Below are 13,636 nucleotides of genomic sequence, written 5' to 3'. Positions count from 1 at the left end.
GTCAGCGCATCTTCAGGGTTGAAATGGCCACCAGGGCCAGGATTATGGTGATGATCCAGAACCGGACAATGATCTTCGGTTCTGCCACCCCCTTTAGTTCAAAGTGATGGTGGATCGGCGCCATGCGGAAGATCCGTTTGCCCCGGTATTTGTAGGAGCCGACCTGGAAGATAACCGAGAGCGCCTCGATCACAAAGATGCCCCCCACGATCACCAGCAGGATCTCCTGCTTGGTCAGCACTGCAATCACTCCCAGCGTACCACCCAGTGAGAGCGACCCCACATCCCCCATGAATACTTCGGCAGGGTAGGAGTTGAACCAGAGAAAGCCCAGGCCTGCACCCACCATGGCGCCACAGATCACTGCCAGCTCGCCAGCGCCAACCACCCGGGGGATCTGCAGGTAGGCTGAAAGGGTTGCGTGTCCTGCAATATAGGCAAACAGCATGTAGGTGGCAGCATTGATTGCCACCGGCCCGATTGCCAGGCCATCCAGACCATCGGTCAGGTTCACGGCATTACTGGCACCCACAATTACCAGGGTGACAAACGGGATAAAGAATATCCCCAGGTCCGGGTGAAAGTTCTTGAAAAACGGGACATACAGCATCTCATTGAAGCCTGGGGTAATATAGAGAAATACCGCCACGCCGCCTGCCAGCAGCACCTGCCAGAACATCTTCTGTCTGGCCGAGAGCCCTTTGGTGTTCTTCTTTACCACCTTGAGGTAGTCATCCATGAAGCCGATCAGACCATAGCCCACGATAATGAACAGAGTCAGCCAGATATAGATGTTGGTCAGATCCGCCCAGAGCAGGGTGGGCAGGATGATAGCCGAGAGTATGATCAGGCCGCCCATGGTGGGGGTGCCCTGCTTTTCCAGATGTGATTCCGGTCCATCAGTCCGAATCACCTGCCGGGCCTGCAACCCTTCCAGCTTGCGGATGATCCAGGGCCCCAGGACAAAGCAGACAATCAGGGCGGTGATCATGGCATAGATGGTTCTGAAGGTCAGATACTTGAAGATGTTCAGAATCTTCAGGTTGGATGCCAGGGGGTAGAACAGGTGATAGAGCATTGGTGTTAAGCCTCCTGACGATCTGCAGCCCGAAGCAGAGCGGCAATTTTTTCCATCTTCATTCCCCGTGAACCCTTGACCAGGATCAGATCACCCGGGCCTGCCTGCTTAATAATATCATTGGCAATTTCTTCATGGCTTGCAGCAGAAACAATCGCCTCTGCTCCCATGCCTGCTTCTTTAGCTGCGCTGGCAGTCTCTTTGGTAAGGTTACCCAGCAGGTAGAGCCGATCAGCAACAGAAGCTGCCTGCATGCCCAGCTGGCGGTGCAGCTCCAACTCATCTTTGCCCAGCTCCAGCATGTCTCCAAAAGCGGCGAGTACACGATTACTGCCCTTGACATCCCGCAGGGTTGCCAGGGCAACAGCGCAGGAGGCAGGGTTTGCGTTGTAGCTGTCATCAATCAACAGCCTGTTGTTGGACAGCTGCTCCAGATGGAACCGTCCGCTGTAGGGAGTGAACGCCTCAAGCCCTTCAGCTATGGTCTCCAGGCCCACCAGCTCCAGTAATCCGGCTGCTGCAGCCAGGGCGTTATAGATATTGTGTTGCCCCAGGGCCTTGAGCTGGATCTGGATACTGCCTTTGGGGGTAACCAGCTTGAATGTCTGACCCTCGGTGCCGATTGCCTGGATCTCTTCAGCGCGGACTTCTCCCCGCCGGATACCGAAGCTGATCCTGCGGGCTGAAGGGTTCTGATGCAGGCTGGCAATACGGGGATCATCGGCATTCACCACCGCAAGGCCGCCATCCTGAATCCGGTTCAGCAGTTCACCTTTGGCCTGCGCAACTGCCTCGACACTGCCCATGCTCTGCAGATGGGCCGGATAGGCGTTCAGGACAATACCGATTGAAGGGCAGGCGATCTCTGCCAGGCGGTCTATCTCACCCGGCTCACTCATGCCCATCTCCAGCACTGCCCAGCAGTGTTCCGGTTTCAGCTGAAACAGCATCTGTGGCAGGCCGATCAGATTGTTCAGATTGCCGCTGGTTTTCAGTCCTTGATCAACCTTGCCAAGGATAGCCGCCAGCATCTCTTTGGTGGTGGTTTTGCCATTGCTGCCGGTAACCCCGATCATGGTCAGCGCAAACCGTTTTCTGAAGGCAGCGGCAAGGTCGCCCAATGCCCGCAGGGTGTCCTGAACCGCGATGCAGCTTATGGTGGCTGGCGGTTGTTGATGCTGCAGCCAGGCCTCACTGCAAAGGCTGGTGGTAATGCGCCGGGTGGCCAGTCCGTGAATATAGTCGTGCCCGTCAAACCGGTCTCCCTGTAACGGCACAAACAGCTCACCAGGCTTTATGGTGCGTGAGTCTGTTGAGATGCCGGTTATTGGTCCGGTCTCAGGTCCGATCAATCTGCCATTGGTGATGCTTGTCAGTTGTTCTGGGCTGAACATGTCAGGTCCGCTCCCTGAAGGCGTTGGACGCTTCTTCCCGGTCATCAAAGTGGTGTTTAGTGGTGCCGATGATCTGGTAATCTTCGTGTCCTTTACCGGCCAGCAAAAGGATGTCGCCAGGCTTGGCCAGCTGTACACCAAGCCTGATTGCCTCATGGCGGTTTTCAAGCATGACAAACCCCTTGTACTCAGGGTTAGTAGTCAGTTCGTCCGGGCTGTATTCCCGCAGCCCCAGTGGAAGAATTCCTTCGCGGATCTGGCGCAGGATTTCATGGGGATCTTCGGTGCGCGGGTTGTCTGAGGTGACAATGGCCAGGTCGGAATAGTCTGCCGCAATCCTCCCCATAATCGGCCGTTTGCCGTTATCCCGATCTCCGCCGCAGCCGAATACAGTAATGATTCTTGCTGTTGCCAGCTCTTTCAGAGTGCTCAAGACATTTTCAAGGGCATCGCCGGTATGGGCATAATCAACCAGGCAGGTGACGCCGACGCCGTTTACAACTCGCTCCAGGCGTCCTGGTACGGTGGTATGCTGTTCAATCCCCTGTACAATGGCCTGCAGCGGTAGTCTTAGCGCTACTCCTGCAGTAGCCGCTGCCAGGATGTTGGAGAGGTTAAACCCGCCCAGCAGCTGTGAATGAAACGGTTGTTCTCCCTGTGGCGTCACCAGGATAGCGCTGATCCCGTTCACCGATGAGCTCATCTCGCGGACCGTAACCTCTGCGTCCTGAGCAAGACCATAGCGGATGACCGGGCAGGCAGCTGCCTGGATGAAATCTTCTGCTGCCGGATCATCGGCATTGATGACGGCATGGCGTACTGGTGTGCTGGTGTCCGGTTTTAGCAGTTCGCTGAACAGGCGCTGTTTGGCGCTGCTGTAAGCCTGCATGGTGCCATGGTAGTCCAGGTGGTCGCGGGTCAGGTTGGTGAATATTCCCACATCAAAGACAGATCCATCGACCCGGCGTTGCTCAAGGCTGTGGGAGGAAACCTCCATCACAAACGCCTTTGCACCAGCATCGGCAAGTTGGCGGAAGATGCCTTGCAGTTCAGTGGATTCCGGCGTGGTATGGCTGGCCTCAATACAGGTATCGCCAAAACGGTAGCTGATGGTGCCCAGCACGGCAGCAGGCAGACCAGCAGCCGTGAGAATCCCTTCCAGCAGGTAGCTGGTGGTGGTCTTGCCGTTGGTGCCGGTGATGCCGATTAGTGGCAGATCGCGGGTCGGTTGGCCAAAGAAGCGGGCCGCCATCAACGCCATGGCCTGACGACCGTTTGTCACCTGTACCCAGGGGATCTGGGCAGGTGCATAGGTCGGGTCTTCCAACACAATGGCTGCTGCACCGCTAGCAACGGCCTGATGGATGAAGCGGTGTCCATCAACCTTGGTGCCGTGCAGGGCAAAAAAGAGTGTGCCTGCAGCTACCTGACGGGAATCGCAGGTAAGTGCCGCGACCGCAACAGAGAGATCACCGTGGCTTGCTTGTAGCGGTAGTTCATGCAGTAGTTGTTCAAGGCGCATACAATGATTCCTTATACCGCAGGTGCCAGACGGACCCAGATTTCATCCGAGCCATGGATAACCTGCCCTGGCTGCGGATGCTGTTCAATGACACGTCCGCTGCCACGCAGTTGCAAATTAAGCTGCCGTTTTTCCATTACCTGCAGGACCCGCCGCATACTCATGCCTCTGAAGTCCGGCATAGGTGTTCCGGCTCCGGCAACTTCAATGCTGCCGCCTTCTTCAGCATCGGCAGCAGCTTGCGGTTTTGCCGTGGGTGCCGGTTGTGCCGGTGCTGCCTGTACGGTCTGTGTCTTGGGCAGTTCACAGGCCTTGCCGACTCCGGCCGCCTTCAGGTAGCATAGCGTGTTAAAGGCGATCTCACGGAATGCAGGAGCAGCAACCACCCCGCCATAGGGGCTGGTGGTTGGCTCATCAATCACCACCAGAATGGTCAGGAGCGGCTTTTCTGCCGGCACAAAACCGACAAACGAGGCGGTCCGCTTGGTGGCGGAATAGCCCCTGCTGACCGGATCAACCTTCTGGGCTGTGCCGGTTTTGCCTGCCACCCTGAAGCCGTCTATGGCGGCGTTGGTGGCGGTGCCACCTTTCTGGGTAACGCCTTCCATCATCTGACTGATGGTTGCAGCGGTCTGTGTTGAGATCACCCGCCTGACGGTTTGAGGCTCAAAGCGCTGCAGTTCCAGTCCGGCACTGTCGGTAACCCGCTCCACCAGGTACGGCTTCATCAGCAGGCCGCCATTTGCCACGGCAGAGGTGGCAGCCACCAGTTGCAGGGCGGTGATTGAGACCCCCTGGCCAAAGGAGATGGTGGCGATATCGGTGCCGTACCAGCGACTGACCGGGCGCAGGCCCCCAGATGCCTCACCAGGTAGATCAACGCCGCTCTTGTCACCAAAGCCGAACGCCTTCAGATAACGGTGCAGCCGGTCATCACCCAGCTTGAGGCCGATCTTGGCTGATCCGATATTGCTTGAGTATTTCAGAACCTCTGCAACGGAAACCCTGCCGTGGGGGTGGTCATCCCTGATAATCCGACCGCCAAAGGAATAACGACCGTTTTCACAGTTGATGCCGTCACGGGGGGTTACTATTTTTTCTTCAATGGCAGCAGATAACAGAAAGACCTTGAAGGTTGAGCCAGGTTCAAAATTGTCGCTCACACAGCGGTTACGCAGGTTAAGCGTAGGATATTGTCTGAATGAGTTTGGGTTAAAGGTCGGGTAGTTGGCCATGGCCAGTACCTTGCCGGTCCAGGGGTCCATTACCAGCGCCATACCACTTTTTGCCCTGCTGCCTTCGACCGCCTTGGCCAACTCTTTTTCAGTAAAATACTGGATGTTTTTATCCAGCGTCAGGTACAGGTTTTTGCCCGGAGCCGCGTCCTGTACCACGGCACTTCTTATGGAAACATCCCGCCCCAGGGCATCCCGCTCGGTGAGCAGGTAGCCGGTTTTACCCAGAATAGTGGTGTCGTAGCGACGCTCAAGCCCTTCCAGGCCACCTGGGTCCATGCCGGTAAATCCCAGCACATGGGATGCCATCTCAAAATTCGGATAAAAACGCTTGTTCTCTTTGACAAAGCCGATTCCGGGCAGCTTCATCTGTTTGATCTTTACTGCGGTTTCCGGGGGCAGTTGACGGGCAAGCCAGGCAAAACTTTTCTCGGAGCCAAGTTTACGTTGCAGTTCCTGCTGTGGTAGCTGGACAAGTGGTGCAAGGGCTGCTGCTGTTCCTGCGGGATCAGTGATTCGTTTGGGTTCGGCATACAGCGAATCCATTTCCAGCGAGACAGCCAGAGGTGCGCCGGTCCGGTCAAAGATGCCACCACGCGCCGGTGTAATTGGTATGGTACGGTGATGCTGCCGTTCAGCCAACTTAACCAGCTGATCATGCTCAAGTATTTGAAGGTAGAAGCTACGTGCCGCGACAGCCAGGAAGCCGAAGGCAAACAGGCAGGAGACCATGATGATCCTGACCCGTGCCCACTTTTCCTTGTCGTTTTTCATGCGCTGCTCCCTGCATCTGCTGTGCTGCGGATCATTTTACCAAGATTACCTGCTGGTCCTGAGGGACGATCATGCCCAGATCACGCTTTGCAATGATCTCAATTCTCGCCGGTGTTTTGAGCGATTCCGCCTCAAGTTTCAGCCGTTTTTGTTCCTGCTCCATATCCTTGAGCTGACGACTCGCTTCACCGATCTGCAGGTTGAGTTCAATCAGGCGAAAGCGCGACCAGACGTGAAAAATGGATACCACGGTCAGCAACACCATGCAGATCATCAGGAACTTGACAATATCCATCCGGCGTGGGGCCAGATCAGCCCCCAGATGTCCGGGAAAGGTCAGTTTGGAACTATCAGTTTTTACCATGCCCATGGATGAGCCCTCCTTCCGGGACTAGCCCAGTTTTTCAGCAACCCGCAACTTGGCGCTGCGTGCGCGGGGGTTGCGGTCAGTTTCTTCTGCTCCGGCAATTATCGGTCGCCCGGTCAGGATGCGCAGTTGCGGCTTTTTGTTACAGACGCAGTACGGCATCCTGGGGGGGCAGGTGCATCCGGTTGCTGCCTCACGAAACAGGTGTTTCACAATCCGGTCTTCAAGGGAGTGAAACGAGATCACGGCAATCCGGCCTCCCGGTTTCAGAACAGCTATTCCCGCGCCAACCCCCTGCTGTACCTGCTCCAACTCCTGATTGACCGCGATCCGTAACCCCTGAAACGTACGGGTTGCCGGGTGAATCCGGTCTTCGTGAAAGCGGCGTGGAATGGTGCCAGCCACTAGATCTGCCAACTGAAGCGTTGTGGTGATCGGCGTTTCCTGGCGGACCTGCACGATTCTCAAAGCGATTTTTTTTGCCCAGCGCTCTTCGCCGAACTCCTTGATGATCTGTTCCAGCTCCTGGGCGGAGCATTCCTGCAGCAGGTCTGCAGCAGAGTCGCCACAGCTGCGGTCCATCCGCATATCCAGGGGACCGTCAAGCCGGAAGCTGAAGCCCCGCTCATCGGTATCCAGCTGATGGGACGACACGCCAAGGTCCAGCAGCAGGCCGTCAAGGGCGTTGATACCTTCTCTTTTCAACAGCTCTGCCAGATCTCCAAAGCTGCCTTGTACCGGCCTGAAGCAGGCGCCAAAACGACGAAGCCGTTCAGATGCGGCAGCCAGGGCTGACTGATCCCGGTCAATGCCTATCAGCAGGCCATCCGGTCCGATCTGCTCCAGAATCAGCTGGCTGTGGCCTCCGCCGCCCAGGGTACCATCCAGATAGATACCGCCGGGGCGAGGGGCCAGTTGCTCAATGACCTCTTTGGCCAGCACAGACAGGTGATGAAATTCCTCCATCTATATGCCAAGCGCTGCAAGTGCAGCTGAATCCTGCGGGAAGTTGTGCTCATCCTGGGCATTAACACGGGTATAGATCTCTTTTGCCCAGATATCGAAGCGCTTGCCCATCCCGACAAAATACAGGTCGCGATCGAGAGCCGCATGGAGCCGGAGTGCCGGAGGAATCAATACGCGCCCAAGTTTGTCGGTGGAACACTCCTGGGCTGGCCCCAGTATCAAACGTTTAAGGCTGTTAAGTTGCGCAAGTGGCTGTTCGCCTTCATTGGCATTGATCTTTTTTTCCAGTTCCTGCCATTCAGAATAGGGATAAACCGAGAGGCCACGGCCATAGCTGCCATCTTCAAATGCAACGGGAGATGCCTTGGTGATGACAAAACGCTCGTCACCAAACTCCGCAATCAACAGTTCCCGGAATCTTACCGGGATGCTGGTGCGCCCTTTTGCGTCGATGGTAGTCAGGCTTTCGCCACCAAACATGGCATCCCTTTCGTGTTTCTTTGCCACTAATTTCCACTAATTTCCACTTTGTGGCAAAACTATACCAGTAGTCAAGGAGCTGTCAAGAACAAAACTTTCATCATTTTCATTGTTTGTGACTTGAGCCCTATGAACTGGTCATTTGATTGTTTTATGGTTCAAGATCAAATGGTTGTGTTGTGGTTACAGGGTGGCTCAGAAGTCCAGTTAATGGTGCATTTGCTTCATATTGACCTGTGGACGCTCTTGACGTACCTTTGGGTGGAGTTGGTGCATTTTGAGGGGTGGGGTGGGTTATACAATCAGGCGTGTCGAATTATTGCAGCTTTGGTGTTACCCATGAGCTGTCTTAATCGCTTACAAGGAGAAAAGTATGGTTAAAACCGCAACATTTGAGGCGCTGCTGGAGTCGGTGGTGGAAGATGGTGATGGCTGGTTGTTTACTCTGGAGGGCAAGACCTACCGGATTGCTGACAAGGATGAGGTGCGCAGGATAGCTGAATCCCACGGCTATATTTTGATCTACTAACCGGCCTTCATGATCAAGGTGCTAATCAGTTGCAGCACCAGCGGGATGGTGATGATCCCGCCAAGGGTGCCGACCGCCACCATGGCAGCGGCCTGTTCCGGGCAGTTGTCGTATTTCAGGTTCAGCAGATAGGCCATGACCGGGCCCGGCATGGAGGCGTTCAGGATGATGACCGCCTCTGAAGTCCGGTAGCCCAGCCAGATCAAGGGATCAAGGGTTGGATCAACCGGTGTCCAGCCGATCATGCGCCAGAACAGTACCAATCCGATCCCCAGCAGCGGCCCGCCAATCAAGCGTATCATCCCCCCGGTAATGCCGGTCTTCAGGGTCTCAAGCCTGATATCACTCATCGAATAGCCCAGGTTGACAATCAAAAGCGGTATGGCGCCATAGCCCAGGATGTCGGTCAGCTTACCGGCAAAATAAAGGGCTGGCTTCAGCGCTTCCGGTAGCGGCAGGGTTGCGGCTGCCACACCGGCGATCATGGCATACAGGGCCGGAATCTTCAGAAACTGCTTCAGGTCGGTCTGGCCGCTGACCAGAAAGACCCCGGCGCTGTACAGCACAAAGATGTTGGCCAGGTGGAAAATAATGGATTTGGAAAGTCCTTCATTGCCGAACATCAACAGGGCGATCGGCAGGGAGATGTTGCCGGTGTTCATAAAGATCAGCGGCAGGATAAAGCCGTTGCGCTGGACTCCGGCACGGCGCTTCAACAGCAGCGCCACCGGCACCATCAGTGCAATCATGGCAATGGCTGAGACAAACAGCAGTGAAAATTCAGACGGGTCAAAGGCCCGTTTATGGGTGGATGAAAAGATCAGTGACGGTACCAGAAAATAGTAGACCAGGTTTGAGATGCTCTTCTGGTTCAGCTCCCGTTTGGTATCCAGCCTGCCCAGCCAGAAACCGGCAAAGGCGATGGCAAAGGAGGGGATGACGGCGCTGATGATCAGAAAGTTCTGGTTTGAAAACATGGTGGTTCCGTTTCAGGCGTTGAAGATGTAGCGGTTAATGATAAAGACCAGCAAGCCAAAGGCGATGATCGACAAGAGGGCTGATGAAAGCAGCAGCGACGAGTCCCGTTTGGACAGCGGGCTGTCCCCTGGCCGCCAAAAGGCGGAAATGGTGCAGGGCAGGGCAGAGGCCAACAGCAGGATCGCCTCGGTGGTGCGCAGATCCAGGTAGTGCATCAGGTCATAGCCCTTATCCAGTGGTGCCAGGCCAATCGCCCTCAGCAACAGAATCAGCGTGGTTGCCACCAGCGGCAGCCAGAGCATGCGCAGGAATGCAGCGCCGGACCACCAGGATCCACCGGAGCTGCGCAGGCAGTAGAGGGCATAGCCATGGCTGATCAGCAGGATCGGCAGGGCGCCGCTTGCCATCATGCCGATCCCTTTTTCCACCAGCCAGAGCAGGTCCTGTAGTTGACCGGGAAGATCCAGTTCAAACAGTTTAAGCCCAAGCGCCAGCAGCACGGCATGCAGGGTCGGTGTCTTCAGGAAGGCGGTCAACTGGGTGGGGTGTCCGGCCCGCCAGCGGCCCCAGGTGTAGATCAGGAACAGATTCACTAGATGGAAAAAGGCGGCCTTGGTCAGCCCCTGGCTGCCAAACAGCAGATAGGCCAGCGGCAGCAGGATGGTGCTGGTGCTGCCGAACAGCATGGAGATAAAACCGTTCCGGTCCCCCTCCGGGTCCCGTGCTACCCACCAGTGGGCCAGCGGATAGGAACAGAGGGAGAAAAACAGGGCTCCGGCCCCCATGGTCAACGCTTCAGGCAGTGTCAGCGGGGTGCGGTTCATGGCCGCAAAGATCAGGCAGGGGATAAAGATCTGGCTGTTCAGCCGGGCCAGGGTGTTTTGTTGACCGCCCCCTTCCCATTTGGCCATCAAGGCCCCGGCCACAATGATGATCACGGCGGTTACCAGTATCCGCAGGGAGAGGGATTGGGCGGCGGTGGCACCGCTGCTGATCAGGGCTGCAGCAGTTCCTGTCATCGCTTTACCACCGTGGCAACCGACAGCAGCTGCAGCGGAATATGGATGCCCAGCCGGTCGGCAGTGGCAAGATTGATGGTAATGGCAAGCTGGGGCACGACACGAACCGGAAGATCTCCTGGTTTGCGCCCTTTCAGGACCAGCAGGGCATTGTCTGCCGCCAGTTGACCCAGGGTGCGGTAATCCGGCCCCAGTGAGATCAGCGCCCCGTTTTCGCTGACCATCTCCGGTATGACCACCACGCTGGGAATCCGGTGCTTGTTGAGGATGCCGATAATACGGCTGGCATTGGCCTTGACAAAGGAGTCAGACGGGAAGATCACGGCATCAACCCGTGCATCAATCACCTGCTTCATGGTGCTGGCAATACCCTCTTTGCCGTTAATCGGGAACTCCAGGGTCTTGAAGCCGAACCGCTTCTGCTGCTTCCTGATCTCTGCCAACTGGTAGCGGGGGGCCGGGTCGTGGCTTGAGTAGACAAAGCCCAGCTTGCGGATGTTCATCAGGGTGCCAAGGGTGCGGAAGGCGCTGTCCATCGGCACCAGGTTGGAGGCACCGGTGGCCCTGCCGCCGGGATGTTCCATGCTGGCAGCCACTTTGCCCTCAACCGGACGCTGTACAATGTTGAAGATGATCGGGATATCACGAGTCTGCTGCAGGGCTGCCTGGGTCACCATGGTGCCAAAGGTGTAGGCCAGTCGGAAGCGTTTGTGGTCCAGCCCGGCCAGGATCTTGTCCAGTTTTTCTTTGTTCTGACCTGCATCAAAGGCGGTAATCACCACCTCATAGTCAGGCGATGTTGCCAGTTTTTCACGAAAGCCTTTTTCTGCTTCAGTCTCGCCCCGCCAGAGTACCATGGCGATCTCAACCCGTTCTTTGGCTTGGGCCGTGTCAAAAAAGGTTGACAGGATGGCTGTTATGCAGAGCAGCAGACCGATGAACCGGCAAAAGGCTATTGCACGCGGAGACGCGGAGATGCGGAGAGTGCTAAAGAGACACCTGAAAACAGAGGTGATGATACGGTGCCAGGGAATCAATATCAGGCGGCAGCTGGTTGGTCTGCTCCGCGAGCTTCGCGGCTCCGCGTGAGAGATTGTTTTTTCTGTGATCATCACGCCTGCTTTCCCAGATAGCGTATGGCCAGCATGGTGATATCATCCGACTGTGGTGCGCCATTGGCAAAACCCAGCACCTCTGCCCGGATAGCATGGATGATCTGCTCTGGCGTTGCCGCAGGGTGTGCGGTCACACAATCCAGCAGACGTTTGTCTCCGTACTCTTCAAGGGCTGGATTAACCGCTTCATTGACCCCATCGGTGTACAGCAGGAACAGTTCGCCCGGCTGCAGCATGATCTGTTCAGTCCGGTAGCTGATGTCCGGCATCGGGCCCAGCACAAAGCCGGGGGAGAAACTGCGGTAGGTGGTGCAGCCATCAGCCTTCTGGATCAGCGGCGGCAGGTGCCCGGCATTGGCGCAGTCAAGCTGGCCGGTATCGGTATCCAGAATGGCGCAGAAAACGGTCACAAACATGGATGTCTCGTTATCCAGTGCCAGGATGGAGTTGGTGCGCTCCAGGATCTGGGCCGGATTTGCATCCCGTAGCGCCTCACTCTTCAGCAGGGTTTTGGCCACCATCATGTAGAGGGCGGCCGGTACCCCTTTGTCAGACACATCGCCAATCACCAGGCAAATTCTGCGATCATCAAGGAAGAAGAAATCATAGAAATCACCGCCCACTTCCTTGGCCGGTTCCATCAGGGCAAACAGGGCAAATTCTTTGCGATCAGGAAAGGGCGGAAAGATGCGGGGCAGCAGTGAGGCCTGAATATCGGTGGCCAGTTTCAGTTCACTCTGGATCCGTTCTTTGGCTGCGGTGGTCACGGTCAAATCATGGATGTAGCGGGACAGGTCCGCAGCCATCCGGTTAAAGGTCTCTGCCAGTTGCTGGATCTCGTCGCCGCTTTGCAGCTGCAGGCGATGTTCCAGGTTACCGTTACCGATGATCTCCGCACCGCTCTCCAGTTCAAGGATCGGCGCAGTAATTTTTTCTGCAACACGGCGGGAAACCACGGTGACGCCGCCCAATACCAGCAAAAACACACCCGCCAGAATAGCCATGGTAATGCCGATCTGCTGATAGACAAGGCTGCTGGCAGCCTTGGTCTGGGCTACAATTGCCTGTTCCGTCGGCCGGATCGGGGCATAGACCGCCTCAACCGGCAGGGCAAACAGTACTGACCAGCCGGTGGTGCTGGAGGGGGCATAGGCCACAAAACTGTCCTGTTTCCCCAGCATGCCGCGCATGATGCCAGGGGTGCCTGAGGCAAGGTTCTTGTCCAACAGCGGCATCGCCTTCTGGTCATCAAAGGAGAAAAACTCCCCCTTTTGCTTCTCGCCCCAGTCATTACTGCTGGTATCCAGACCTTCGCGGGCCAGGATCCGCCGGTCTTTGGAGATCAGATAGGCCCTACCCTGGTTGTTGATCCGCATCTTGATGATCCGCTCCTGAATGGTGGTCAGCGGGACATTCAGGCCGATCACAGCAACAATTTTATTGTTCTTTTTAACCGGGGCAGAACAGTTGACTCGCAGGTTGCGGGCGATGACCCCCACATAGGGCTCACTCCAGCCCAGACTGCCAGAGGTAAGTGCTCTGGTGAACCAGTCACGTTTTCTGACATCATAGTTTTTGTCAATATTGGCTGACCAGGGAAAACGCCGGAACAGTCCCTGGGGGGTGGCCAGGTTGCAGTCGTTGATGATCGGGTTACTCTTTAAAACCGATATCATAAAGTCGTCCATGGCGGATGACGTCTGCAGTTCTGTTGCAACAGCAGAGGTAGGCACCCCCTGGGGAATTTGCCAGACTGAGGCGGCTTTCGGGTCAGAAGGCTGATCTGCAATGGAATAGGACCGCTTGTGGGGGTAGAGGCCGGGGGTCTTCCAGATCCGTTCTGCACTGTCCACCAGTACCTTCAGGTCGTTTTCCACATCGCGGAACTGGGCGTCGATCAGTGCGGCCTGATCTACCGTAGACTTTAGCAGCCCCTCCTGGGTCAGGGTTTCAAGGGAACCTTTGCTGATCTTGAGCAGTTCCTGACTGAGGCCAACGGTCCCCTTCAGCGAGGTCTGTCCCAGGTTGTTCATGCTCCAGAATGAAACCAGGCCAAAGCAGACCAGTGACAGCAGTGCCGTACCCAACAGTGCATACAGGATACGGGTTCGGATATTTTTGGGGCGTAATCGTCTGCGATTGGTCATGGTTTGCCAGTACCTTTACCGGTAGAATGTCA

General features: G+C 56.2%; 12 protein-coding genes. 1 reads left to right on the top strand and 11 read right to left on the bottom strand.

The features are described 5' to 3' along the window. Window position 1 precedes the first annotated feature (1 nt). Genes mraY through mraZ form a run of 7 tightly spaced genes read right to left on the bottom strand, consistent with a single transcriptional unit; the run spans window position 2 to window position 7,816 of the window. Window positions 2–1,078, bottom strand: coding sequence for a phospho-N-acetylmuramoyl-pentapeptide-transferase (mraY, locus tag B5D39_RS11075; RefSeq protein WP_078790536.1), 1,077 nt, complete (start codon window positions 1,076–1,078; stop codon window positions 2–4). Between the two features lie 5 nt (window positions 1,079–1,083). Next, complete coding sequence (locus B5D39_RS11070) at window positions 1,084–2,472, bottom strand: UDP-N-acetylmuramoyl-tripeptide--D-alanyl-D-alanine ligase (protein WP_078790535.1); 1,389 nt, start codon at window positions 2,470–2,472, stop codon at window positions 1,084–1,086. Window position 2,473: 1 nt separating this feature from the next. After that, entirely contained in the window at window positions 2,474–3,994 is a 1,521-nt protein-coding gene (locus B5D39_RS11065) for a UDP-N-acetylmuramoyl-L-alanyl-D-glutamate--2,6-diaminopimelate ligase (protein WP_078790534.1), read from the bottom strand. An 11-nt stretch (window positions 3,995–4,005) separates the two neighbouring features. Beyond that, window positions 4,006–6,003 carry a penicillin-binding protein gene (locus B5D39_RS11060; protein ID WP_078790533.1) on the bottom strand — a complete coding sequence of 666 codons (1,998 nt, stop codon included), beginning with the start codon at window positions 6,001–6,003 and terminating at the stop codon, window positions 4,006–4,008. Between the two features lie 31 nt (window positions 6,004–6,034). After that, window positions 6,035–6,373, bottom strand: coding sequence for a cell division protein FtsL (gene ftsL / locus B5D39_RS11055; RefSeq protein WP_078790532.1), 339 nt, complete (start codon window positions 6,371–6,373; stop codon window positions 6,035–6,037). 21 nt (window positions 6,374–6,394) lie between these two features. Beyond that, window positions 6,395–7,336, bottom strand: coding sequence for a 16S rRNA (cytosine(1402)-N(4))-methyltransferase RsmH (gene rsmH / locus B5D39_RS11050; protein WP_078790531.1), 942 nt, complete (start codon window positions 7,334–7,336; stop codon window positions 6,395–6,397). Then, window positions 7,337–7,816, bottom strand: coding sequence for a division/cell wall cluster transcriptional repressor MraZ (gene mraZ, locus B5D39_RS11045; protein WP_078790530.1), 480 nt, complete (start codon window positions 7,814–7,816; stop codon window positions 7,337–7,339). Window positions 7,817–8,189: 373 nt separating this feature from the next. On the opposite strand from mraZ, the gene B5D39_RS17125 reads away from it, so the two are divergent. Continuing rightward, window positions 8,190–8,345, top strand: coding sequence for a hypothetical protein (locus B5D39_RS17125; protein ID WP_167370390.1), 156 nt, complete (start codon window positions 8,190–8,192; stop codon window positions 8,343–8,345). On the opposite strand, the gene B5D39_RS11035 is transcribed toward B5D39_RS17125, so the two are convergent. The 4 genes from B5D39_RS11035 to B5D39_RS11020 form a co-directional block, all read right to left on the bottom strand. Continuing rightward, complete coding sequence (locus tag B5D39_RS11035; protein WP_078790528.1) at window positions 8,342–9,322, bottom strand: AEC family transporter; 981 nt, start codon at window positions 9,320–9,322, stop codon at window positions 8,342–8,344. The two genes, B5D39_RS17125 and B5D39_RS11035, sit on opposite strands and share 4 nt — an antisense overlap. 12 nt (window positions 9,323–9,334) lie before the next feature. Further along, entirely contained in the window at window positions 9,335–10,342 is a 1,008-nt protein-coding gene (locus B5D39_RS11030; protein ID WP_078790527.1) for an AEC family transporter, read from the bottom strand. Then, the gene (locus B5D39_RS11025) at window positions 10,339–11,379 is read right to left on the bottom strand and encodes an ABC transporter substrate-binding protein (RefSeq protein ID WP_161947488.1); all 1,041 of its coding nucleotides are present in this window, start codon (window positions 11,377–11,379) and stop codon (window positions 10,339–10,341) included. The genes B5D39_RS11030 and B5D39_RS11025 overlap by 4 nt, the downstream gene beginning before the upstream one ends. Before the next feature lie 74 nt (window positions 11,380–11,453). After that, window positions 11,454–13,604, bottom strand: coding sequence for a SpoIIE family protein phosphatase (locus B5D39_RS11020; protein ID WP_078790525.1), 2,151 nt, complete (start codon window positions 13,602–13,604; stop codon window positions 11,454–11,456). Between the last annotated feature and the right edge of the window lie 32 nt (window positions 13,605–13,636).

Source organism: Trichlorobacter thiogenes (assembly GCF_900167465.1).
Taxonomy (GTDB): Bacteria; Desulfobacterota; Desulfuromonadia; order Geobacterales; family Pseudopelobacteraceae; genus Trichlorobacter; species Trichlorobacter thiogenes.
This window is presented reverse-complemented; position numbering and strand designations above follow the sequence as displayed.

Excerpts from the sequence above, each read along its gene's own strand:
- ftsL (WP_078790532.1), bottom strand. The coding sequence starts at position 6,373 with ATGGGCATGGTAAAAACTGATAGTTCCAAACTGACCTTTCCCGGACAT.
- mraZ (WP_078790530.1), bottom strand. The coding sequence starts at position 7,816 with ATGTTTGGTGGCGAAAGCCTGACTACCATCGACGCAAAAGGGCGCACC.
- B5D39_RS11065 (WP_078790534.1), bottom strand. The coding sequence starts at position 3,994 with ATGCGCCTTGAACAACTACTGCATGAACTACCGCTACAAGCAAGCCAC.
- mraY (WP_078790536.1), bottom strand. The coding sequence starts at position 1,078 with ATGCTCTATCACCTGTTCTACCCCCTGGCATCCAACCTGAAGATTCTG.
- B5D39_RS11030 (WP_078790527.1), bottom strand. The coding sequence starts at position 10,342 with ATGACAGGAACTGCTGCAGCCCTGATCAGCAGCGGTGCCACCGCCGCC.
- B5D39_RS17125 (WP_167370390.1), top strand. The coding sequence starts at position 8,190 with ATGGTTAAAACCGCAACATTTGAGGCGCTGCTGGAGTCGGTGGTGGAA.
- B5D39_RS11070 (WP_078790535.1), bottom strand. The coding sequence starts at position 2,472 with ATGTTCAGCCCAGAACAACTGACAAGCATCACCAATGGCAGATTGATC.
- B5D39_RS11035 (WP_078790528.1), bottom strand. The coding sequence starts at position 9,322 with ATGTTTTCAAACCAGAACTTTCTGATCATCAGCGCCGTCATCCCCTCC.
- B5D39_RS11060 (WP_078790533.1), bottom strand. The coding sequence starts at position 6,003 with ATGAAAAACGACAAGGAAAAGTGGGCACGGGTCAGGATCATCATGGTC.
- B5D39_RS11020 (WP_078790525.1), bottom strand. The coding sequence starts at position 13,604 with ATGACCAATCGCAGACGATTACGCCCCAAAAATATCCGAACCCGTATC.
- rsmH (WP_078790531.1), bottom strand. The coding sequence starts at position 7,336 with ATGGAGGAATTTCATCACCTGTCTGTGCTGGCCAAAGAGGTCATTGAG.